Here is a 20,746-nt window from a genome sequence, read left to right as displayed (position 1 = left end):
AAGACGCTTTTTCAAACCCTTGCCCCGAACCAAACCCCGAAAACCATGTCTCCGAAGCCCGTCGGCCCAGCCCGTCTCCGAGCGAGGCGGCGATATACGTCGGCCCCTTTCGGCTGGCAACAGGCAAAAACGGCTTTTACGATCTATCCACAGATCGGGCGCTTATGCACAGGACCGCCCTGCCCTAACCCGCCGCTATATAGGTGCGCAGGCTTTCGGCTTCCTGCGTCGCCTGTGCGATCTGGCATTTGACGACGTCGCCGATCGAGATCACGCCGGCCAGCCGCTGGCCCGCCAGCACCGGCAGATGACGGATCCGGCGATCTGTCATGCGCGCCATCACGGCCTCGATCGTTTCGGCTGGATCGGCGAAGACCACTTCGCTCGTCATATAATGGGAAACCGGCCGCTTCAGCGCCCCTGCCCCGTCTCGAGAGACCGCCCGCACGATGTCGCGTTCGGACAGGACGCCCTTCACCTCGTCGCCCTGACAGACGATCAGCGCTCCGACCTGACGGCGTTCCAGTTCGGCGCAGGCTTCATTCAGCGCAGCGTCCGGCGTCAGGGTGAAGACCGCATCTCCCTTGCCCTTGAGAATCCCGGCGACCAGCATGGCGACTTCCTCCTTCATGGGCAGGCCGTCATCCGCGGGCGTCGCGGACCGGCCGCAAGGAAGACAGGTTCGCTCAGACTGCGCCCACAGGCAAATCACGGCGCCGGACGAACCAGCCGCCGATCGGCCCGATCGCCAGAATGCCGAAGATGAAGCCGAAGGCGTGCGCCTCCCATGCGATGCGGGCGCCGTCTGCGCCGGGGGCCAGGCCGATCAGGCCGACGACCAGATTCGCCGCCATCCAGCCTGCCGCCGCCTTCAGCACCATCGGGTGAAACAGCGGCAGCACCCGCCCCTGCCCGCCCATCAGCCGGGTCGCTGCGCCGATCAGGCCGAAGACGGCCCCCGATGCGCCGACCAGCGGCCCCATGCTGTGCGGATGCACCAGCCCGTAGCCGAACGCCGCGATCACGCCTGCCGCTATATAGAAGAGGATAAAGACCAGCGGCCCCGGCCCGCGCTCCATCAAACGGGCGACCGGCGCGCCGAAGGCCAGCGCCCCCACCGCATTCATCGCCACATGCGGCCAGTTGCCGTGCAGCAGCATGGAGGTGAACAGCCCCTGCCACTCGCCCCGCCACATCTGCGCCGGGACGAAGGCCATCGAGAGTCCCTGATCGGGAAGCCGCTCCTGCAGATAGAAGAGCACCGGCATGGATGCTGCGATCAGCACCGGCAGGAAGGGCGCGTTGAAGATCTTTTCGCGCGGCGGCCGCGGCGAACGGGCGTCAGATTGGGACATCCGCTCTTGATGGTGTGTGTCGCGCACGATCTCAAGACGCCGTTTTGCGCCAATACGACACTGAAACCGTGTGGCACGTTCATTGCGAGGGCGGTTCCAGAAGTTCTCGGGAGCGCCTTCATGTCGTCTCATAGCCTGACACCCCTGGCCGCAGCGGCGATCATCGCCGCGCTGTCGGCCCTGTCCGCCGGTTCGGCCGCGGCGCAGTCCACCGGCTCGGCCGGCGCGGGTCAGTTCCAAGCGGGCTACGGCGGCTCGCGCTACACCACCGCCCAGGCCAGCCGCGGCACGACCCGCGACGCCAACGGCAACCGTCTGGTCGTCGACGGCATCATCCAGCAGAACGGCAGCGCCTATTCGCGCAGCGACAGCAGCTCTTCGTCCAGCCACTTCAGCGGCGGCGTCGGCTCGGGCGCCGGGACCAGCATCGGCGGCTCGACCGCCATCGGCAACAACCTGAATGTGGTCGTCCAGGGCAACCGCAACACGGTCGTCGTCAACTCCAACCAGACCAACAACGGCAATATCAACGCCGGCACCACCCTGAACGGGCCCCGTCCATGAAGATCTCCGCCATCCGTCGCTCGCCCGTGCGCGCCTTCGGCTGCGTCGCCGCCGCCGCTGCTCTTCTGAGCGGCTGCGCCACCTCGGCCGGTCCCTCGGGCCAGTACGCCAAGCCGATCGGCAACGCCCCAGTCACGTCGAACCCGACGCCCTATTCGACCGCACTGTATTGCCTGGCCGACTATGCGCGCCGCTACAACCTGCCTTCGCCGCGCATGGCTGTTGGCCGGATCAGCGACTACACCGGCTCCATCTCTTCGGACGGCGGCCGCCAGATCACCCAGGGAGCGTCCCTGATGGCCAACACCGCCCTGGCCAAGGCCGGCGCCCGCATCGTCGAGCGTTACGACACCTCGGTGTCCGAGCTTGAGCTGCGCTACGCCAACAACAAGCTGATCGGCGACGACGTGCCGAACGGCGCCGCTCAGGACGCCGCCTTCCGCCGCATCCTGGCCGGTCAGGTGCCGGGTTCGGACTTCTATGTCGTCGGCGGCATCACCGAGGTGAACTACAACATCCGCTCAGGCGGCTTCGACATCGCCGGCGGCGAGGTGAAGCAGAACGGCGGTTCGGGCCTGTTCACCGGCAAGGTCTTCGTGATGAACGTCGCCATCGACCTGCGCCTGGTGCAGACCACCACCCTAGAGGTCGTGGATGTCGTCTCCTATCAGAAGCAGATCGTCGGCCGTGAAGTGTCGGCGGGTGTGTTCGACTTCCTGAACGGCAACGTCTTCGACATCTCGGCCGGCACCAGCGGCCTGGAGCCGGTCCAGTTGGCGGTCCGCGCCCTGGTCGAACGCGCCACGGTCGAGTTCATGGCCAATCTGTACGGCGCCCCCGGCCCGGAAATCTGCCTCAACCCCGCCAATGACCCGCTGGGCGACAGCCCGGTCGGCGCCACCGGCGGCTACTATCCTGCTTACGCTAATACGGACACGAACAATGGCCAAACCCGCGCTGACCCGTCTCGCTGGCACGATCGCCGTGACAGCGCTGTGCGTAGCGGCAACCGCTGAGGTTTCGCACGCCCAGGATCGCGGTCTGGTCCTCAATGAGCAGATCAACCTGGGCGACGTCATCAGCGGCCAACGCCTGAACGTCGTCAACGTCAGCGACAACGTCGCCGTCTCGAACGCCGCCATGGGCAACGCCCTGTCCGGCGGCGCCGAAGGCCGCGCCGCCGACGTTCGCTCGACCCAGGACATGCAGGGCGCCGCCGAGGCGGACACCTCCCTGACCCTGCGCGGCGAGACGGGCTATGTGAACAGCGCCACCCAGGCGCGCGGCAACTATCTGGCCGGGACCGCCGTCAACACCGGCATTGATGTCGACGCAGGCCAGAATCTGGACGGCGACGTCACCGCCCGCACCCGGATCGAAGAGACCGGCGCACGCCTGATTCACGGTGCCCATGTCTCGGCCGACGCCATCGGCAACACGATCGCCCTGGGGGCCAGCGGCACGGGCGAACAGCGCGCCGCCATCACCGGCCGCACGGACCAGAATTCGACCGGCGCCATCTATGCCGAGAACGAGGCCCGCTTCACCTACGCCCCGGCGCCCGCCGTCTTCTCCAGCCAGGCCTCGGCCAATGCGGTGCAGGCGAACTCGACGCCGAACGCGCACCAGAACCTGTCCGTCAGCCAGAGCGCCTCGGGCGCAGGCGTCACCGCCTGGACCGGGGTCTGGGCGGGCAATGCCTGGGACATCGCCGCGCGCAGCCGCGCCGCCTCGAACCAGGCCGCCTTCTACAACCAGGGCGGCGCCATGGTGGTCGAGGTGGATCAGCAGAACAGCGCAGAAGTGCTGTCGCGCTCCGAACTCAGCTCCTATGACTTCGGCGCCGCCTATTCGACCGCCGAAGCCGTGGGCAATGAGGTCCACGCGGGCAACAACGACATCTACGTCAGCATCGACAACACCCAGATGAACACGGGCGGCGTCACCGCCAGCGCCGGGTTCACGGGCCAGAACGGTTATGACGCCTATGTCGGGGCCAATGCCGCGGGCAACGCCGTCACCGGCTTCGCCTGCTCGACCTGCGGCGGCGACCTGAACGTGCGCAACAGCCAGACCAATATGGGCGATGTGCGGGCGACCGCCACGACCACCGTCAACGGCTGGGGCCGCAATGTCGTGGCCGGATCGAACGCCGTCGGCAATACGGCGACCTTCTACGTCACCCGTCCCTAACCGGCTCCGAAGCCGACCGGCTTCATTAATTTTTGGTAACTTGAGGCAGTCAAGTTCCTTTGTCACCGTCAACAGGCGTCAGGGTTAAACCCCCTGACGCCTGTCATGCTTGTGCAGGGCGGCTTTCAGTCCCGGAAGCCGTCGGCTCGCACGCTGCGGAGACACCCCTGAATGCGATCCCCCCGTCGCCTCTTACTTCTTGCCGCCTCCAGTCTCGCCCTGATGGGCGGCGCGGCCCTTCCCGCCCTGGCCCTTCCCGCCCTGGCGATGACGCCGCCAGCGGCGACCGCGGCGCAGAACACGCCCCCTTCCAGCCCCTGGGCCCAGAGCGCCAGCGACATTCCCGCCGACCCAGCCGTGCGTTTCGGCGTCCTGCCCAACGGCATGCGCTACGCCATCATGAAGAACGCCACTCCGCCGGGTCAGGCGTCGCTGCGCCTGCGAATCGCGGCCGGGTCGCTGATGGAGAACGAAGACCAGCTGGGTCTGGCCCACTTCATGGAGCACATGGCCTTCAACGGCACGACGAACGTGCCCGAGAACGAATTGCTGCGGATTCTGGAGCGTCTGGGTCTCGCCTTCGGCGCCGACACCAACGCCTTCACCAGCTTCGACCAGACCGCCTATATGCTGGAGCTGCCGCGCACCAACGACGAGACGGTCGACACCGCGCTGCACATCATGCGCGAACAGGTCTCCGAAGCCCTGATGAAGGCGGAGGACATCGATTCCGAACGCGGCGTGATCGAGGGTGAAGAACGCCTGCGCAACACCCCGGCCCTGCGCTCGCTGAAGGCGCAGATCGCCCTGCTGGCGCCCGGCCAACGCCTGTCGAACCGGCTGCCGATCGGCGACCTCAAAATCATCCGCAGCGCCCCGCGCGAACGTTTCGTCGAATTCTACGAAGCCTATTACCGTCCCGAACGCGCCACCATGATCGCGGTCGGCGACTTCGACGTCGACCAGATGGAAGCCAAGATCAAGGCGAACTTCTCGGACTGGACGCCCAGGGCCGCCGACGGTCCCGAGCCCGATCTGGGACAGGTCGCGCCGCGCCAGCCCGAGACACGCATCCTGGTCGAGCCGGGCGTGCAATCCTCGGTTCAGCTGAACTGGATCCGCAACCCCGACCTTGATCCCGACACGGCGTCGGAACGCCGCGACGCCCTGCTGCAGAACCTCGGCATGGCGGTTCTGAACCGCCGTCTGGGCGAGCTGGCCCGCGCCGACAACCCGCCCTTCATCGGCGCCGGCGGCGGACAAGGGACGCTGTTCAAGACGCTGGACCTCGGCAGCGTCTCGGCCGCCTTCAACCCCGGCGGAATCAAGCGCGCGCTGGAAACCATCGAGCAGGAACAGCGCCGTCTGGTGCAGTTCGGCGTCTCCCAGATCGAACTGGACCGCGAAATCGCCAACGGCCGCACCGGTCTGGAAAACGCCGTCCAGGCCGCCGCGACCCGCAGCACGCCCGCCCTGGCCTCCGCCCTGCTGGACGCAACCAACGACGACAAGGTCTTTTCCTCCCCCGCCACCGACCTCGCCCTGTTCGAGGCGACGGTGAAGGATCTGAAGGCCGAACAGGTCAACGCCCAGGTCAAACGCGCCTTTGAAGGACAGGGCCCGCTGGCCCTGGTCATCACCCCCGAACCGATCGAGGGCGGAGAGGCGGGCGTGACCGCCCTGCTGGAAGCCAGCCGCGCCACCCCCGTCACGCCGCCCGCCGAACAGGCCCAGCTGGACTGGCCCTATGCCGACTTCGGCGCTGTCGCTGCTCCCGCCTCGACCACCCAGGTCGCCGCCGTCGGCGCCACGGTCGTCACCTTCGCCAATGGCGTGCGCCTGACGGTCAAGCCGACGACGTTCAAGGATCAGCAGATCCTGATCACCGTCCGCACCGGCATCGGCGAAAAGAGCCTGCCGACCGACCGCTTCACGGCGCAATCGCTGGCGCCGATGGTCTTTACGGCGGGCGGACTGGGCAAGCTGACCGCCGATGAGATGAACCGCGTCCTGACCGGCAAGATCTACGGCGCCGGTTTCGCCATCGACGGCGACGCCTATGAGCTGTCGGGCGCCACCCGTCCGGCCGATCTTCAGCTGCAGATGCAGGTGCTGGCCGCCTATCTGACCGACCCCGGCCTGCGTGCAGCGCCGTTCGAGCAGATCAAGGCCGTCCTGCCCCAGTTCATGGCCCAGCAGATGGCCACGCCCGGCGGCGCCTTCGGCCTTCAGGCCAGCGGCCTGCTGGCCAGCGGCGACAAGCGCGAATCCATGCCTTCGCCCGCCGAGATCGCCGCCTTCACCCTGGACGAACTGAAGCAGGGCGTCGTGCAGGGCCTGTCCACCGGCCCGATCGACATCGTCATGGTCGGCGACGTCAAGGTCGAGGACGCTGTCGCCTCGGTCGCCTCGACCTTCGCCGCCCTGCCCGCCCGCGCAGCAGCGGCCCAGCCCCTGCCCGGTTCGGACCAGCGCCGCTTCCCGGCCCCGACCGCCCAGCCCGTGCGCCTGAACCACGCCGGTCCGACCGATCAGGGTCTGGCCTATGTCGCCTGGCCCACGGTCGACGCTGTCGATGACCGCACCGAATCGCGCAAGGTCATCGTGCTGGCTGAGGTTCTGAAGCTGCGCGTCATGGAGGAAATCCGCGAGAAGCAGGCCCTGGCCTATTCGCCCGGCGTGCGCGCATCCTCCTCTGACGTGTTCAAAAACTTCGGCTCCATCTCGATCACGGCCGATACGGCGCCTGAGAAGTTCGACGCCTTCTTCACCGCCGTCGACGGCATCACCGCCGATCTGCGCGACAAGCCGATCAGCGAGGACGAGCTGACCCGCGCCCGCCTGCCGCTGATCGAAACCCTGCGCCGCAGTCAGGCCGGGAATGAGTACTGGCTGGGCCAGCTGGAAGACCTGGCCGCCAGGCCCGCCGTGGTCGACCAGATCGTCAACCAGATCAGCGTGCTGGAATCCTTCACCGTCGCCGACATTCAGGAAGCGGCCCGCCGCTATCTGAAGCCGGACACGGCATGGAAGGCTGAAGTCGCCCCGCTGACCGCCCCTCAATAAGGCGCACGCCGGACAGACAAAGGGCCCCGTTCCGAGCGGAACGGGGCCCTTCTTGTTTCAGGCTTTGCTGCCGGATCAGAACACCCGGCCGCCGACCCCGCCGTCCATCATGATCATGCCGGTCGAGGCGGCGCCTTCGACCATTTCCTCACGATATTCGGTGTAGGACTCTTCACGGATCATGGTCAGCACCTTCACGCCCGCGCCATAGCGGCGCAGCAGCGAGCGCTCGTTGCACTGACGCGCCTGCTTTTCAGGGCGGCATTCCAGACGGCCGCCCGCGCCGTGCCACAGGGCGTCGCCCTTGTTGCAGGCCGTGGTTTCACCCGGCGCGCCTTCGGCGTCGCTGATGGTCCACTGCAGCTTGGTGCCCGCCAGACAGCGGAACAGTTCGCCGTCATAGCTGTTGGCCACGTCCCGGCCCGGCGTCACCTGCGACGCAGGGTGCGGCACATTGCGGTCGTCGATGCAGACGGCCTGCAGCACGACCTGCTTCTCGATGCGGCGCGTAGCGGTGAAGGGCACGCGCACCGACTGCATCCCGCCCTGGACGTTCAGGCCCTGGATCGTCGTCGGATAGGGCTGGTCGACGTTAAAATAGGCGCCGCCGCCGCTGTAGATGATGGTCGAGTTGGCGCGCGATCCGGACCAGGCGCGCGCCGTGGCGTTGGCGGTCGCATTGGCGTTGGCGTTCACGTTCACATTGACGTTCACATTGCCTCCGCCACCGCCGCAGCACACCGGCGGAGGGGGCGGCAGGCAACCGCCGCCGCCACAGGGCGGCGTCACCGGCGGACGCGGCGGCAGGCAGCCGCTGGGGCCGCAGCCCCCGCCGCCCGGCGGCGTCACGGGCGGCGTGATCGGCGTCGGCGGCGGCAAGATCGGCGGATTCGGCGCCGGAGGCGGAAGGCAGCTGGACGGCCCACACTGCGCCGCAGCCGCATCGGCGACCGCCATCAGCCCCACAAAGGCCGCAGCGCCCGCCAGCATTTTCGTAATCCCTATCCGCATGGGATCGGACTCCTGCATTGATCGTCGGCAGGACCGATGCAAGCGCCGGGCCGTTTCCAGCGTCCGACATTGGGCGGATTCAAAGCCTTTCCGGCCGCTTTCAGCCGGTTTGGCCGCCCCTGTCTCATTGTGAACCGTGCCATTGTGGGGCGAAGGCTCAACCGACCGGCTTCAGGCCCGTCACATAGCGGCGCCAGTTCTGCACATAGTGCTGCGCCGAGATGCGCAGAGCCTCGATCTGCCCCTCATCCAATTCCCGCACCACCTTGCCGGGCTGACCCATCACCAGACTATTGTCGGGAATGACCTTGCCCTCGGTGATCAGGGCGTTGGCGCCGATCAGGCAATTTCTGCCGATCTTTGCCCCGTTCAGGATGACGGCGCCGATGCCGATCAGGCTGTTGTCGCCGATCTCGCACCCGTGCAGCATCACCTTGTGTCCCACCGTCACGCCCGCGCCGATGGTCAGGGGCGAGCCGACGTCGGTGTGCAGGATGCTGCCGTCCTGAATATTGGTATCCGCCCCGATGGTGATCGGATCATTGTCCCCGCGCAGCACGGCGTTGAACCAGATGCTGGCGCCCGGATGCAGGATCACATTGCCCAGAACCGTTGCATTGGGCGCGATCCAGTATTCGCCTTCGGCCGGCAGTTGCGGCCTGCTGTCGTCCAGACTGTAAACACTCATCCGTACACCGCCTGTTCTTTACAAAACGAGGGCTTTAACCCTTCAGAAACCACGTTAGCATCAATCTGTTGATGCGATTCGGCAGGCCCCATTCGCCCCCGGATCCGAAGCCGGATCAAGCCCGGTCCGGTCAGATGCTGGAGAATACGCTTGGCGTGTTCACGACCCGTCCGGGGACGGCGACGCACCTGCTGCGGCGAAGACCCTGCGACCGTTCGGGACGGCTGCGCGACTTCGGCCCCCACCTCCCCCACCGACGACCAAGGCGAGACCCTGCCGGGCTCGCCTTTTTTCATGCCCTGGAGGCGTCCATGAGCAAACGATCGGCCATCAAGCGTCAGCTGCGCGAAGGCGTGCTGGATTCGCCCGAATTCATCCAGGACGCCAAGGTGCGGCGATTGCCCGCCCGCGTCGGCGGCTGGTCGCCTCTGCCCTCGAACGACGAGCGCGACCAGAGCTATATGAAGACGCTGAAGCCCAAGTCCGACGGCCAGGCCGAACTGATGGAGGCCGTCGACCACGCCAATCTGGTGCTGGCGCTGGGCCCGGCGGGCACCGGCAAGACCTATCTGGCCGTGGCCAAGGCGGTCGAGGCGCTGGAGGCGGGCAAGGTCGGCCGCATCGTCCTGAGCCGCCCGGCGGTCGAGGCCGGGGAATCGATCGGCTTCCTGCCCGGCGACATGGAGGACAAGCTGGCCCCCTATCTGCGCCCGCTCTACGACGCCCTGTCGGACCGCCTGTCGATGAAGCGGGTCAAGGCCCTGATGGCCGAGGGCCTGATCGAGATCGCCCCCATCGGCTACATGCGCGGCCGCACCCTGAATAACGCCTTCATCGTCGTCGATGAGGCGCAGAACTGCACCTACGTCCAGCTGAAGATGCTGCTGACCCGTCTGGGCTGGCACTCGACCATGGTGGTCACGGGCGACCCGCAGCAATCCGACCTGCTGCCCGGCGTCTCGGGCCTGTCCGACATCGCCGAGCGGCTGGAAGCCGTGCCCGAGATCGCCGTTGTCCGCCTGGCCGAACGCGACATCGTGCGCCACCCGCTGGTCGCCAGCATGATCGGAGTGCTGTGAACAGGCGCACGGCGTAAACAAATGAGGAGGCGACAGCATCGCCTCCTCAAACTGCCCGGAATATATTGCCGCTCAACGAACAGTGAGCGGGAAAATTCCGCCTACCCCTTCATCCGCCAGGTCGCGCCTTGCGGGCCGTCCATGACGACGACGTTCAGTTCATTCAGCCGGTCGCGGATGCGGTCGGCCTCGGCCCAGTTCTTGGCCGTGCGGGCGGCGGCGCGCTGTTCCAGCAAACCCTCGACCTCAGCCTTCAGCCCCTCGTCGACGCCCGAGAACCACTCCGCCGGATCGGCCTGAAGCACGCCCAGGATCGAGGCCGCGGCGATCAACTGGCCCTTGGCCTCGGCCACAGCGCCTTCGTCGCCCGCCGTCATGCCGCGCTCGATGTCGCTGGACAGGGCGAACAGGGCCGCCATGGCGCCCGGCGTGTTCAGATCGTCCTCGATGGACTTCATGAACTCCACCGGCGGTTCGACGTCCGCCGCCTCAATCCCGGCCGCGCGGTGCAGGGCGCCGTAGAGGCGGTCCAGATTCTTGCGGCTCTGCTCCAGCAGGGTCTGGTTCCAGTCCAGCGGCTGACGATAGTGGGCGCTCAGCAAGGCCCAGCGCACCACCTCGCCCGGCATGGCCTGCACCAGATCGTGCAACAGCAGGACGTTGCCGATCGACTTGGACATCTTCTCGGCGTCCACGGTCAGGAAACCGTTGTGCATCCAGTAGCGGGCGTATTCGTCGTGCGCCGCGTCGCCGTGGGCGTGGCCGTGGGCGCAGACGCCCTGGGCGATCTCATTCTCATGGTGCGGGAAGACCAGATCGATGCCGCCGCCGTGGATGTCGATGGGCAGGCCCAGCGTCTCCTCGATCATGGCCGAGCATTCGATGTGCCAGCCCGGCCGCCCTTCGCCCCAGGGCGACGGCCATGACGGCTCGTCCGCCTTGGACGGCTTCCACAGCACGAAGTCGTGCGGGTTCTTCTTATAGGGGGCCACCTCGACGCGGGCGCCCGCGATCATGTCGTCCAGATTGCGCCCCGACAGCGCGCCGTAGGACGGATAGGACGACACGTCGAACAGCACATGGCCCTCGGCCGCATAGGCGCAGCCAGCGTCGATGATGGCCTGAATCTGCTTGGTGATCGCCTCGATATAATCGGTGACATGCGGGGCGATGTCGGGCGGGCTGACGTTCAGCAGGCCCATGTCAGCCAGATAGGCGGCCTCATAGCGGGCGGTGATCTCGCCGATGGCGACGCCTTCCTTGGCGGCCTTGGCGTTGATCTTGTCGTCCACGTCGGTGACGTTGCGGGCGTAGATCACCTTGTCGGCGCCATAGGTGCGGCGCAGCAGACGCACCAGAACGTCGAACACCACCGGCGGGCGGGCGTTGCCGATATGGGCGTAGTCATAGACCGTCGGGCCGCAGACATAGAGGCTCACCCGGTTCGGATCACGCGGCGCGAACAGGCGCTTTTCACGGCGCAGGGTGTCGTGGATGTGCAGGGCCATGGGTCAGGTCTTTTGCGAGTTTTCTTGCGGGACGGACGAGGTGTCCCATATAGCGGCCTGATAGACAGTCAGGGCCGCGCGCCCAAGTCCATATAATTAGTATTCTGAACAGGCGCTCTCGCCGCCGCCGGATCGTTTCATGAGCAGCACCCCCGTCAAGCCCGTCCTCGTCGCCGATGAAGCGCGCCAGCGCCCGACCCGCGAGCAGGCTCTGGAGGCCGTGCGCACACTGATCGCCTGGGCCGGCGACGATCCCCAGCGCCCCGGCCTGCTGGACACGCCCAAGCGGGTGGTCGACGCCTATGGCGAATGGTTCGACGGCTATGAGGCCGATGCGGGCAAGGAGCTGTCGCGCACCTTCGAGGACGTGACCGGCTATGACGACATGGTCATCCTGCGCGACATCGAGGTCGAGAGCCACTGCGAGCACCATCTGGCCCCCTTCCTGGGCAAGGCCTACGTCGCCTATTTGCCGGGCGAGAAGGTGGTGGGCATCTCCAAGCTGGCGCGCGTGGTCGAGATCTTCGCCCGCCGCCTCCAGAACCAGGAGACGCTGACCAACGACATCATCGACGCCATCGAATCGCACCTGCAGCCGCGCGGCGTGGCCGTGCTGGTCGATGCGGCGCACCAGTGCATGACGACGCGCGGCGTGCATCACCGCCACGTCTCGACCATCACCACCCGCTTCACCGGCGCCTTCAAGAACGACCCGGCCCTGGCCGAGCGATTCCTCAAACTGGCCCGAGGCTGATCCCGAAGCGCGTCCGTGCGGCGCCGGGGGACCGGCGAAGCGGCTTCAACGGGGGCTGAATTGATCGCGCTCAGGTCCGGCTTCGACCGAATTCGCAATCTTATTCCCCTGTGACGTCATTTCCTCGCCTTCGATGGCTTTACAAGGCCGCTCAGGGACGCCAAGAGACGAGCCAGACTTTCAGTGTGGTCCGCCGGAGGGTGCGGGCCTTGATGGAGACGAGGGCGTAATGGGCGCGAAACTTTCCTCAAGCGGTGGCGGCGGCGGCAAGCTGGCGAAACAGAACGCGGACATCAACGTCACGCCGTTCGTGGACATCATGCTTGTGCTGCTGATCATCTTCATGGTCGCGGCGCCGATGGCCACCGTGTCGATCAAGCTTGACCTGCCGCCGGCGACGCCGCCGAAGGACACGAACGAGAAGCCGAAAGAGCCGGTCTACATCACGATTCAGGAAGACGGCGCTCTGTTCCTGGCCGAGAAGAAGACCAGCATCGCCTCGCTGACGACCGATGTCTGCGCCGCTCAGGACGTGACGACCGACTGCCGCGAAGAGCGCGTCTTCGTCCGCGCCCAGCCGGAAGTGAAGTACAACCAGTTCATGGAAGTCATGAACAAGCTTCAGGAAAACGGCTTCTACAAGATCGGCCTTCTGAACGAAGACATCACCTGATCCGGCTTTCCAGCCAGATACGGAAAAGGGTCGCCTCCGGGCGGCCCTTTTTCTTTGCGCGTCGACCGGTTCGGCGCTTGCGCCCCTGCCCCGTTCCGGGGTCAATGCGCGCCTCGAACGAGGGGGAGTAACACCATGCGTCGCCGTACATTCCTGTCCGCCCTGCCCGCCGGAGCCCTGATGGCGGGCTCCGCCAACGCCCAATCAACGGCACAGGCCGCCAAGGGCGCCGCCCCGGCCGCCCCAGCCGCCCCGGCGTCCGATCCCTATGCAGGAATCGGCATCGGCGACCGCATCACCGGGCCGGGCTTCGTCGGCCGCTCGACCGTCTGGGGCGCGAACGGCGCCGCCGCCACCGCCCACCCGGCCGCGACCATGATCGGTCTGGACACCCTGCGTCGCGGCGGCTCGGCCATCGACGCGGCCATCGCCATCAACGCCGCCCTGGGCTTCCTTGAGCCGACCGCCAACGGCATCGGCGGCGACGCCTTCTGCCTGATGTGGGACCCGGCCCAGAAGAAGGTCGTCGGCTTCAACGGTTCGGGCCCCAGCCCGCGCGGCCTGTCGCTGGAAACCGCGCGCACCAAGGCCGGGCCGGACGGCTACCTGCCCAAATACGGCGCGGTGACGGTCAACGTCCCCGGCGCCGTCGACGCCTGGTGGAGCGCGCACCAGCGCTATGGCAAGCTGCCGTGGAAGGACGTCCTGCTGCCCGTCGCCGAACTGTGCGAACAGGGCGTGCCGGTCCCTCAGGTCATCGCTTGGTACATGGAACGCGGCATGGCCAACTTCGACAAGAGCGCCGCGACGATCGAAGAAAACGACAACCGCAAGAAGGTCTGGCTGACCGGCGGCCGCACGCCGAAGACGGGCGAGATCTTCGCCAACCCGGATCTGGGCCGCACCTATCGCCTGATCGCCGAAGGCGGCCGCGACGCCTTCTATGACGGCGTAATCGCCGACCACATCGAGCGCTATTTCAAGCGCATCGGCGGCTGGATGACCCGCGCCGACCTGGCCGCCCACCGCACCGAATGGGTCGAGCCGCTGATGACCACCTATCGCGGGGTCGAGGTCTATTCGCTGGGCCCGAACACCCAAGGCCTGTCGACCAACCAGATCCTGAACATCTGCGAACAGTTCGACCTCAAGGCCATGGGCTTCCAGTCCGCCGCCTCGATCCACGTTCAGGCCGAGGCCAAGCGCCTGGCCTTCGAGGACCGCGCCCGCTACTTCGCCGACGAACGCTTCGCCAAGGCCCCGACCGCCTGGCTGAACTCCAAGGCCTACGCCGCCGAACGGGCCAGGCTGATCAACCCGAACCGCGTCATGGACCGCGTCTTCCCCGGCGACGCCCCGACGCAGGGCGACACCACCTATTTCAGCGTCGCTGACAGCGACGGCATGATGGTCAGTTGGATCCAGTCCAACTATCGCGGCATGGGCGGCGGTCTGGTTGCCGACGGCCCGGACGGCCGGACGCTGGGCTTCATGTTCCAGAACCGCGGCGAACTGTTCGCCCTGACCGACGGCCACCCCAACGTCTATGCGCCGGGCAAGCGCCCCTTCCACACCATCATCCCCGGCTTCGCCTGCAAGGACGGAGAGCCGTGGCTGGCCTATGGCGTCATGGGCGGCGGAATGCAGCCGCAGGGGCAGGCCCAGATCATCATCAACATGGTCGACTACGGCCTCGACCCGCAGGAAGCCGGCGACAGCCCGCGCTGGCAGCACTACGGCTCGTCCGAACCGACCGGCCAACCGGCCGAGGGCGTTGGCAAGCTGCACCTCGAATCCGGCGTGCCCGAAGCGACCAAGCAACAGCTGACCGCGATGGGCTGGGACCTCGGCCCGCCCGACGGCGGCTTCGGCGGCTATCAGAACGTGATGAAGCAGATCAACGAACAGGGCCGCTGGACCTACGGCGCCGCCACCGAAATGCGCAAGGACGGCAACGCCCTGGCCTATTGAGAATGGGACATGACCGACCTCTCCGGGCGTTGGGCCGGCGTTTACTTCTATCCGGTGGACGCTGAGTTCAATCCTTACGACGACCTGCCGCCGACCCCGTTCGAAGCGCAGATTCGTGATGCGGGCGGAGAGGTCACAGGCTCCACTCTGGAACCCGACACACTCGGCCCTCCCGGTGCTCCGCCGATCCCTGCACGGCTGGAAGGCCATCATTTTGACGGCCAGCTGGTCTTCACCAAGTTTCCTGACGGCGGCGGCCAGACCCATTCCATCGACTATATCGGCTCGATATCGACGGACGGGAACAGCATCGCCGGACGCTGGGTGATCCATGGAGACTGGTCGGGCACCTTCCGGATGCAGCGTAAGCCAGCACCGGTTAACGCAGCGCTTGAGGTCGCCGCGACCGCTTGACCTGACGCGGCGTCAACCGGCTAAGGTTCGTTTCCAAACAGGACGGACCTATGAACGATCTCGTCACGCGCGACTTCATCGCTCCGGCCGCCGACGGCTATCCGCTGTCGATGCGGCTGGTGTCGGCTGCAGAGCCGCGCATCGCCGTGCTGGTTTCATCCGGCACCGGCTTCCCCAAGGGCTTCTACGAACGCTTCGCCCGCTATCTGGCGGGTCGGGGCGCGGCGGTGCTGACCTATGACTTCCGCGGCATCGCCGGGTCGCGGCCCGATGAGCTGAAGGGCTCGACCATCGACTATCCCGACTGGGGGCGGCTGGACATGCCCGCCGCGCTGGACGCCCTGATCGAGGCGGCGCCGGGTCTGCGTGTCGTCCATGTCGGCCACAGCGTCGGCGGCCACTTCGTCGGCTTCATGCCCAATCACGACCGGATCGCGCGGCACGCCTTCGTCTCGGTCGGGACCGGCTGGTGGGGCGGCCACCACCGCAGCTATAATCTGCAGGAGCTGTTCTTCTGGCTGGGCATCGGGCCGTTCAGCCTGATGCGGCATGGCTACGTTCGGAACGGCGCCCTGTGGCCGGGGACCGACCTGCCGCCGCGCGTCTTCACCACCTGGCGGCGCTGGTGCATGAAGCGCGAGTACTTCTCCAAAGAGCTGGAGACCAGCCTGCGCCCCCATCATTATGAGGCCGTGACCGCCCCGATCCGCTCATGGATCTTCACCGACGATCCCATCGCCACGCCGATGACCGCGCGCGATCTGTTGAGCGTCTATCCCCATGCCCCATCGGACATAGCCGTCCATGCGCCCGGCGATTTCGGCGCACGGCGCATCGGCCACGAGGGCGCCTTCCGCAAAGGCATGGAGCCTCTGTGGGACCGGATTTTCCACTGGCTGGACGATGGCGAGGCCTGAGCGGGCGCCTATATCCAGAGCTCCCCATCCTTACAGAGGCACTCCCCATGCCCCATTCGTCTTCCTTCTCCGGCCAGCCGACCGTGACCGCCTCGGGCGTCGAGATCCCCCTGCTCGGCTTCGGCACCTGGCGGCTGGAAGGCGATGACGCCCGCCGCATGGTGCGCGAGGCCCTGCGCATCGGCTATCGCCACATCGACACCGCCTGGATCTACAAGAATGAGAAGGCGGTCGGCGACGGCATCGCCGACGCCGTGGCCGAAGGCATCGTCACGCGCGACGACATCTTCGTCACCACCAAGATCTGGGTCGACCATTTCCATCATGAGGCCCTGCTGCGTCAGGCCGAGGAATCGGCGCTCAGCCTGGGCCTGACGCCCGACCTGCTGCTGCTGCACTGGCCCAAGCCGACGCCCGCGCTGGAGGAAACCATCGGCGCCCTGAACGCGGCGCTGGAAAAGGGCTTCACCAAGAACATCGGCCTGTCCAACTTCCCCTCAAGCCTGTTCCGCGAGGCGGCGGCGCTGTCGAGCGCGCCGCTGATCACCAATCAGGTCGAATACCACCCCTATCTGTCGCAGAAGACGCTGATCGACACCGCCCGCGAACTGGGATCGTCCATCACCGCCTGGTCGCCGCTGGCGCAGGGCAAGATCGCCGATGACGCCGTGATCGGCGAGATCGCAAAAGCGCACGGCAAGACCAACGGCCAGATCACCCTGCGCTGGATCATCCAGCAGGGCGTCATCGCCATTCCGCGCACCGCCAGGGAAAGCCGCGCGGCCGAGAATTTCGGCGTCTTCGACTTTGAGCTGTCGGCCGACGAAATGGCCCGGATCAGCGCCCTGGCCGGCCCCGACGGCCGCATCGGCGACTGGCTGGACGAAGCCTTCCAATGGGATCAGGATGCCTGAGCCATTCGGGCGCCTGCGCACAGGAGGACGTCATGGGTTCGGTTCTTGGATTTCCGGGGGTTGATCCCGTCGACGCCGTTGTCGGCGCCCGCATCCGCCGCTGGCGCGACCAGCGCGGCATGACCTTCAACGATCTGGCCGCCGCCATCAACCTGACGCCCGAGGCGCTGCGTCGGGTCGAGGCGGGCCGGGAGCATCTGGATTCCGCTCAGTTGGACGCCGCGACCCGCGCCCTGCGCCTGCCGGTGTGGGCGCTGGTGTCCGACGCCCCGGCCTATTGATGGCGGCAAGACCTTATCGGGCGCTGTTCGCCCTGATCGGCTGGGGCGCGCTGGGCCTGCAGTATGCGGTGCTGATGGGCGGCGGCTTCACCGCCGGGCCGGGCGCTCTGACGCTGAGATTCTTCAGCTTCTTCACCATACTGACCAATCTGCTGGCGGCGCTGGCCCTGACGGGGCCGGCGCTGGCCCCCGACAGCGCCCTGGGCCGGTGGAGCCGCAGCGAAGGCGTGCGCGCCGCCGCCGCCATGTACATCGTCGTGGTCGGCGTCGTTTATCACCTGCTGCTGGCGGGCAGTTGGAACCCGCAAGGGTGGCAGAAGATCGCCGACATCCTGTTGCACACCGTCATGCCGCTGGCCTTCGTCGGCGACTGGCTGCTGTTCACGACCAAGGGGCGGCTGCGCTGGATCGACGCGGTCAAATGGCTGATCTTTCCGCTGCTTTACGGGGTCTGGACGCTGGGCCACGGAGCGATGACCGGCTGGTGGCCCTATTGGTTCGTCGACATGGATCAGCTGGGCGCGGCGCGGGCGGCGGCGAACTTCGCGGGTCTGCTGGTCTTCTTCCTGCTGCTGGGCCTGATCGTCGTGGCGATTGATCGCACGCTGGGACGGCGTGACAGACGGCTCGCGTCCGCCTAAGCGTCAGCACATGGCCTACAAGTCCCTGCGCGATTTTCTTGCGACCCTCGAAGCCGACGGCGAACTGGTCCGCGTGTCGGAGCCCGTCTCCACCCATCTGGAGATGACCGAGATCCAGACCCGCCTTCTTCGCAACGGCGGCCCGGCGGTCCTGTTCGAAAAGCCGGTCATGCCCGACGGCACGATCAGCCCCATCCCCTGCCTGGCCAACCTGTTCGGCACGGTGAAGCGCGTCGCCATGGGCGTGACGCTGGAAGGCAGGCCGCGCACCACGGCGGGCGAACTGCGCGAGGTCGGCGAACTGCTGGCATTCCTGCGCAATCCGACGCCGCCGCGGGGCTTAAGCGACGCGATGGAGATGCTGCCGCTGGCCCAGACCGTCATGTCGATGCGGCCCAAGACAGTGAAGAAGGCCCCGGTGCAGGAGGTGGTGCTGAAGGGCGATCAGATCGACCTGACCGCCCTGCCCATTCAGGGCTGCTGGCCCGGCGAGCCCGCGCCCCTGATCACCTGGGGTCTGGTCGTGACCAAGGGGCCGTCGGACGACCGCGAAGACGACTTCAACCTGGGCATCTATCGGATGCAGGTGCTGGGCAAGGACAAGGCCATCATGCGCTGGCTGGCCCATCGCGGCGGCGCCCAGCACTACGCCCGGCACAAGAAGGCCGGAAAGCGAGAGCCCCTGCCCTGCGCCGTCGTTCTGGGCGCCGATCCGGGGACGATTCTCGCCGCCGTGACCCCGGTGCCGGAAACCCTGTCGGAGTATCAATTCGCCGGGCTGATGCGCGGCGCCAAGGCCGAACTGGTCCCGTGCAAGACCGTGCCGCTGATGGTCCCGGCTCAGGCCGAGATCGTGCTGGAAGGCCACGTTTTGCTGGACGAGTTCGAGGACGAAGGCCCCTACGGCGACCACACCGGCTACTACAACTCGGTCGAGAAGTTCCCGGTCTTCCAGGTCAGCGCCATCACCATGCGCAAGGACCCCATCTATCTGACCACCTTCACCGGCCGCCCGCCGGATGAGCCGTCCGTGCTGGGCGAGGCCTTGAACGAGGTCTTCATCCCCCTGATCCGTCAGCAGTTTCCCGAGATCACCGACTTCTGGCTGCCGCCCGAGGGGTGCAGCTACCGCATCGCCGTGGTGTCTATGAAGAAGGCCTATCCGGGCCACGCCAAGCGCGTGATGATGGGCTGCTGGAGCTATCTGCGCCAGTTCATGTACACCAAGTGGATCATCGTCGTGGACGACGACATCAACGCCCGCGACTGGAAGGACGTCATGTGGGCCGTCTCGACCAAGATGGACCCCGCGCGCGACATCACCGTCATAGAGAACACCCCCATCGACTATCTGGACTTCGCCTCTCCCGAAAGCGGGCTGGGCTCCAAGATCGGCCTGGACGCCACCGACAAATGGGAGCCCGAGACCAAGCGCGAATGGGGCGAGGAAATCCGCATGGAGCAGGACGTGATTGACCGCGTATCCGAGAAATGGGCCTCGCTGGGCCTGCCGGGCGACGGCGCGCCGATCTGGAAGGCCTGACGCGGTTTTTGTGAGCGAATTGCAAAAACCTGTCTTCTGTTAGAACCCTATCGACGGATCGGCGTTAACTGGCCCGGCCGAAAAGAACAGCGGCGCTTGGGGCGCGCTGATCGGCTAGGGGTATTCAGATGATTTCACGCACCAGCGCGGGCGCCGCGACGCTCATGCTCGCCGCCGCACTCAGCCTGTCCGCCTGCGGCGACAGCAAGGGCAACGACGGCAATCCGGCGCCCAAGTCGGTCGCCCAGGCCGCCGGCAATGAGGCGACGCAGGAGAAGATGAGCCTGTACATCGACGCCTTCAACGCGCTGATCCACGATCACTGGGGCGTGTCGAAGAAGTTCGAGGAATATCAGAAGCTGAACATCCCGGGCGCCTCGGCCTCGGCGAACCTCTACTTCCCCGAGAACATCTCCCACCTTGAGCGCGCGATCGCCAAGCTGAAGGAAGGCCGCGCGCTGAACGGCGGCAATCAGGGCAAGAAGGCGGACGAAGCCGCTGACAAGCTGATCCCGCAGCTGGAGGCCCTGCTGGCCCAGTGGCAGGCGCTGGACCCCTATTTCGAATCCCGCGCCTATCGCGACGACTCCCTGGCCAAGGCCAAGGAAGCCCACCCCGCCCTGATGCAGGCCTATCAGGGCAGCGTCGCCGGCATCGAACAGCTCGACGTCGCCCTGAGCGAATATCAGCGCGCCAGCAACGCGGCCAAGCTGGAAGTCATGCGCAAGGGCGGCCACACCGCCGAAGCCAGCCTGCTGGACGCCATGCAGAAGGCCGACCTGTTCACCAATGCGGTGATGGAAGACAACAAGGCCGAGGCCGACGCCCAACTGCCCGCGATGGAAGCCGCCATCGCCACGCTGCGCGAAGAACAGGCCAAGCTGCCTGCGGACAACAGCAACAAGTCCTACCTGTCCAGCATCGCCGACAACCTGACCGGCATGGTCGGCGCCTATCGCGACCTCAAGCAGTCCAACTCGGACAGCTATCGCGAGCGGGTCGTGGATCGCTACAACAGCGCCATCGGCAATATGAACCGCGTGGAACTGCCCGCGTAACGCCCCTGCGTCCGGCCGTCACGCGCGGCCGGGCGCGCTTCTCGCGAACAGGCTTCGGGATCACCAGGACGGGGTTGCCAGACGGCCGTGATCCGATCACGAAGGGCCAGCCTTGA

The 20,746-nt window shown here is 66.6% G+C and carries 20 protein-coding genes; 15 read left to right on the top strand and 5 right to left on the bottom strand.

Annotated features, from left to right (window positions below; all coding sequences use genetic code 11):
• Nucleotides 1-184: 184 nt before the first annotated feature.
• Both ABE454_RS03500 and ABE454_RS03495 read right to left on the bottom strand, forming a co-directional pair.
• On the bottom strand, nucleotides 185-613 hold the full coding sequence (locus tag ABE454_RS03500; RefSeq protein WP_346529110.1) for a CBS domain-containing protein: 429 nt from the start codon (nucleotides 611-613) through the stop codon (nucleotides 185-187).
• A 73-nt stretch (nucleotides 614-686) separates the two neighbouring features.
• A complete protein-coding gene (locus tag ABE454_RS03495; RefSeq protein ID WP_346529076.1) occupies nucleotides 687-1,355 on the bottom strand; it encodes a rhomboid family intramembrane serine protease in 669 nt (222 codons plus the stop codon).
• A gap of 120 nt (nucleotides 1,356-1,475) precedes the next feature.
• Here ABE454_RS03495 and hfaA point away from each other — a divergent pair, with 120 nt between their 5' ends.
• The 4 genes from hfaA to ABE454_RS03475 all read left to right on the top strand — a co-directional run bounded on the left by hfaA (nucleotide 1,476) and on the right by ABE454_RS03475 (nucleotide 7,178).
• Complete coding sequence (gene hfaA / locus ABE454_RS03490) at nucleotides 1,476-1,919, top strand: holdfast anchoring protein HfaA (RefSeq protein ID WP_346529075.1); 444 nt, start codon at nucleotides 1,476-1,478, stop codon at nucleotides 1,917-1,919.
• On the top strand, nucleotides 1,916-2,935 hold the full coding sequence (gene hfaB / locus ABE454_RS03485) for a holdfast anchoring protein HfaB (RefSeq protein ID WP_346529073.1): 1,020 nt from the start codon (nucleotides 1,916-1,918) through the stop codon (nucleotides 2,933-2,935). The genes hfaA and hfaB overlap by 4 nt, the downstream gene beginning before the upstream one ends.
• Nucleotides 2,862-4,112: a holdfast anchor protein HfaD gene (gene hfaD / locus ABE454_RS03480; protein ID WP_346529071.1), complete on the top strand. Its 1,251-nt coding sequence runs from the start codon at nucleotides 2,862-2,864 to the stop codon at nucleotides 4,110-4,112. The genes hfaB and hfaD overlap by 74 nt, the downstream gene beginning before the upstream one ends.
• A 171-nt stretch (nucleotides 4,113-4,283) precedes the next feature.
• The gene (locus ABE454_RS03475) at nucleotides 4,284-7,178 is read left to right on the top strand and encodes a M16 family metallopeptidase (RefSeq protein WP_346529069.1); all 2,895 of its coding nucleotides are present in this window, start codon (nucleotides 4,284-4,286) and stop codon (nucleotides 7,176-7,178) included.
• Between the two features lie 75 nt (nucleotides 7,179-7,253).
• Here the strand turns inward: ABE454_RS03475 and ABE454_RS03470 are convergent, their stop codons facing one another.
• The gene (locus tag ABE454_RS03470) at nucleotides 7,254-8,189 is read right to left on the bottom strand and encodes a hypothetical protein (RefSeq protein ID WP_346529066.1); all 936 of its coding nucleotides are present in this window, start codon (nucleotides 8,187-8,189) and stop codon (nucleotides 7,254-7,256) included.
• Between the two features lie 157 nt (nucleotides 8,190-8,346).
• A complete protein-coding gene (locus ABE454_RS03465) occupies nucleotides 8,347-8,877 on the bottom strand; it encodes a gamma carbonic anhydrase family protein (protein ID WP_346529064.1) in 531 nt (176 codons plus the stop codon).
• Between the two features lie 299 nt (nucleotides 8,878-9,176).
• On the opposite strand from ABE454_RS03465, the gene ABE454_RS03460 reads away from it, so the two are divergent.
• Nucleotides 9,177-9,956 carry a PhoH family protein gene (locus ABE454_RS03460; protein WP_346529107.1) on the top strand — a complete coding sequence of 260 codons (780 nt, stop codon included), beginning with the start codon at nucleotides 9,177-9,179 and terminating at the stop codon, nucleotides 9,954-9,956.
• Nucleotides 9,957-10,057: 101 nt separating this feature from the next.
• Here the strand turns inward: ABE454_RS03460 and cysS are convergent, their stop codons facing one another.
• Complete coding sequence (gene cysS, locus ABE454_RS03455; protein WP_346529061.1) at nucleotides 10,058-11,464, bottom strand: cysteine--tRNA ligase; 1,407 nt, start codon at nucleotides 11,462-11,464, stop codon at nucleotides 10,058-10,060.
• A 139-nt stretch (nucleotides 11,465-11,603) separates the two neighbouring features.
• On the opposite strand from cysS, the gene folE reads away from it, so the two are divergent.
• From folE to ABE454_RS03405, 10 genes are all read left to right on the top strand, one after another.
• Nucleotides 11,604-12,218, top strand: coding sequence for a GTP cyclohydrolase I FolE (folE, locus tag ABE454_RS03450; protein WP_346529059.1), 615 nt, complete (start codon nucleotides 11,604-11,606; stop codon nucleotides 12,216-12,218).
• Nucleotides 12,219-12,447: 229 nt separating this feature from the next.
• On the top strand, nucleotides 12,448-12,891 hold the full coding sequence (locus tag ABE454_RS03445; protein ID WP_346529056.1) for a biopolymer transporter ExbD: 444 nt from the start codon (nucleotides 12,448-12,450) through the stop codon (nucleotides 12,889-12,891).
• Nucleotides 12,892-13,026: 135 nt separating this feature from the next.
• Nucleotides 13,027-14,862, top strand: coding sequence for a gamma-glutamyltransferase family protein (locus tag ABE454_RS03440; protein WP_346529053.1), 1,836 nt, complete (start codon nucleotides 13,027-13,029; stop codon nucleotides 14,860-14,862).
• A 9-nt stretch (nucleotides 14,863-14,871) separates the two neighbouring features.
• The gene (locus ABE454_RS03435; RefSeq protein ID WP_346529050.1) at nucleotides 14,872-15,276 is read left to right on the top strand and encodes a hypothetical protein; all 405 of its coding nucleotides are present in this window, start codon (nucleotides 14,872-14,874) and stop codon (nucleotides 15,274-15,276) included.
• 50 nt (nucleotides 15,277-15,326) lie between these two features.
• Complete coding sequence (locus ABE454_RS03430; protein WP_346529047.1) at nucleotides 15,327-16,193, top strand: alpha/beta hydrolase family protein; 867 nt, start codon at nucleotides 15,327-15,329, stop codon at nucleotides 16,191-16,193.
• A gap of 47 nt (nucleotides 16,194-16,240) precedes the next feature.
• Nucleotides 16,241-17,107, top strand: a complete 867-nt coding sequence (locus ABE454_RS03425) for an aldo/keto reductase (protein WP_346529045.1) — start codon at nucleotides 16,241-16,243, stop codon at nucleotides 17,105-17,107.
• 32 nt (nucleotides 17,108-17,139) lie between these two features.
• Nucleotides 17,140-17,388, top strand: coding sequence for a helix-turn-helix domain-containing protein (locus tag ABE454_RS03420; RefSeq protein WP_346529043.1), 249 nt, complete (start codon nucleotides 17,140-17,142; stop codon nucleotides 17,386-17,388).
• Nucleotides 17,388-18,029 carry a Pr6Pr family membrane protein gene (locus ABE454_RS03415; RefSeq protein ID WP_346529040.1) on the top strand — a complete coding sequence of 214 codons (642 nt, stop codon included), beginning with the start codon at nucleotides 17,388-17,390 and terminating at the stop codon, nucleotides 18,027-18,029. Before ABE454_RS03420 ends, ABE454_RS03415 begins: the two co-directional genes overlap by 1 nt.
• 10 nt (nucleotides 18,030-18,039) lie before the next feature.
• Entirely contained in the window at nucleotides 18,040-19,572 is a 1,533-nt protein-coding gene (locus ABE454_RS03410) for a UbiD family decarboxylase (protein WP_346529038.1), read from the top strand.
• A gap of 128 nt (nucleotides 19,573-19,700) precedes the next feature.
• A complete protein-coding gene (locus ABE454_RS03405) occupies nucleotides 19,701-20,630 on the top strand; it encodes a DUF3829 domain-containing protein (RefSeq protein WP_346529034.1) in 930 nt (309 codons plus the stop codon).
• Nucleotides 20,631-20,746 lie beyond the last annotated feature (116 nt).

The sequence above is a fragment of the Brevundimonas diminuta genome, from assembly GCF_039673845.1.
Lineage (GTDB): Bacteria > Pseudomonadota > Alphaproteobacteria > Caulobacterales > Caulobacteraceae > Brevundimonas > Brevundimonas diminuta_E.
This window is presented reverse-complemented; position numbering and strand designations above follow the sequence as displayed.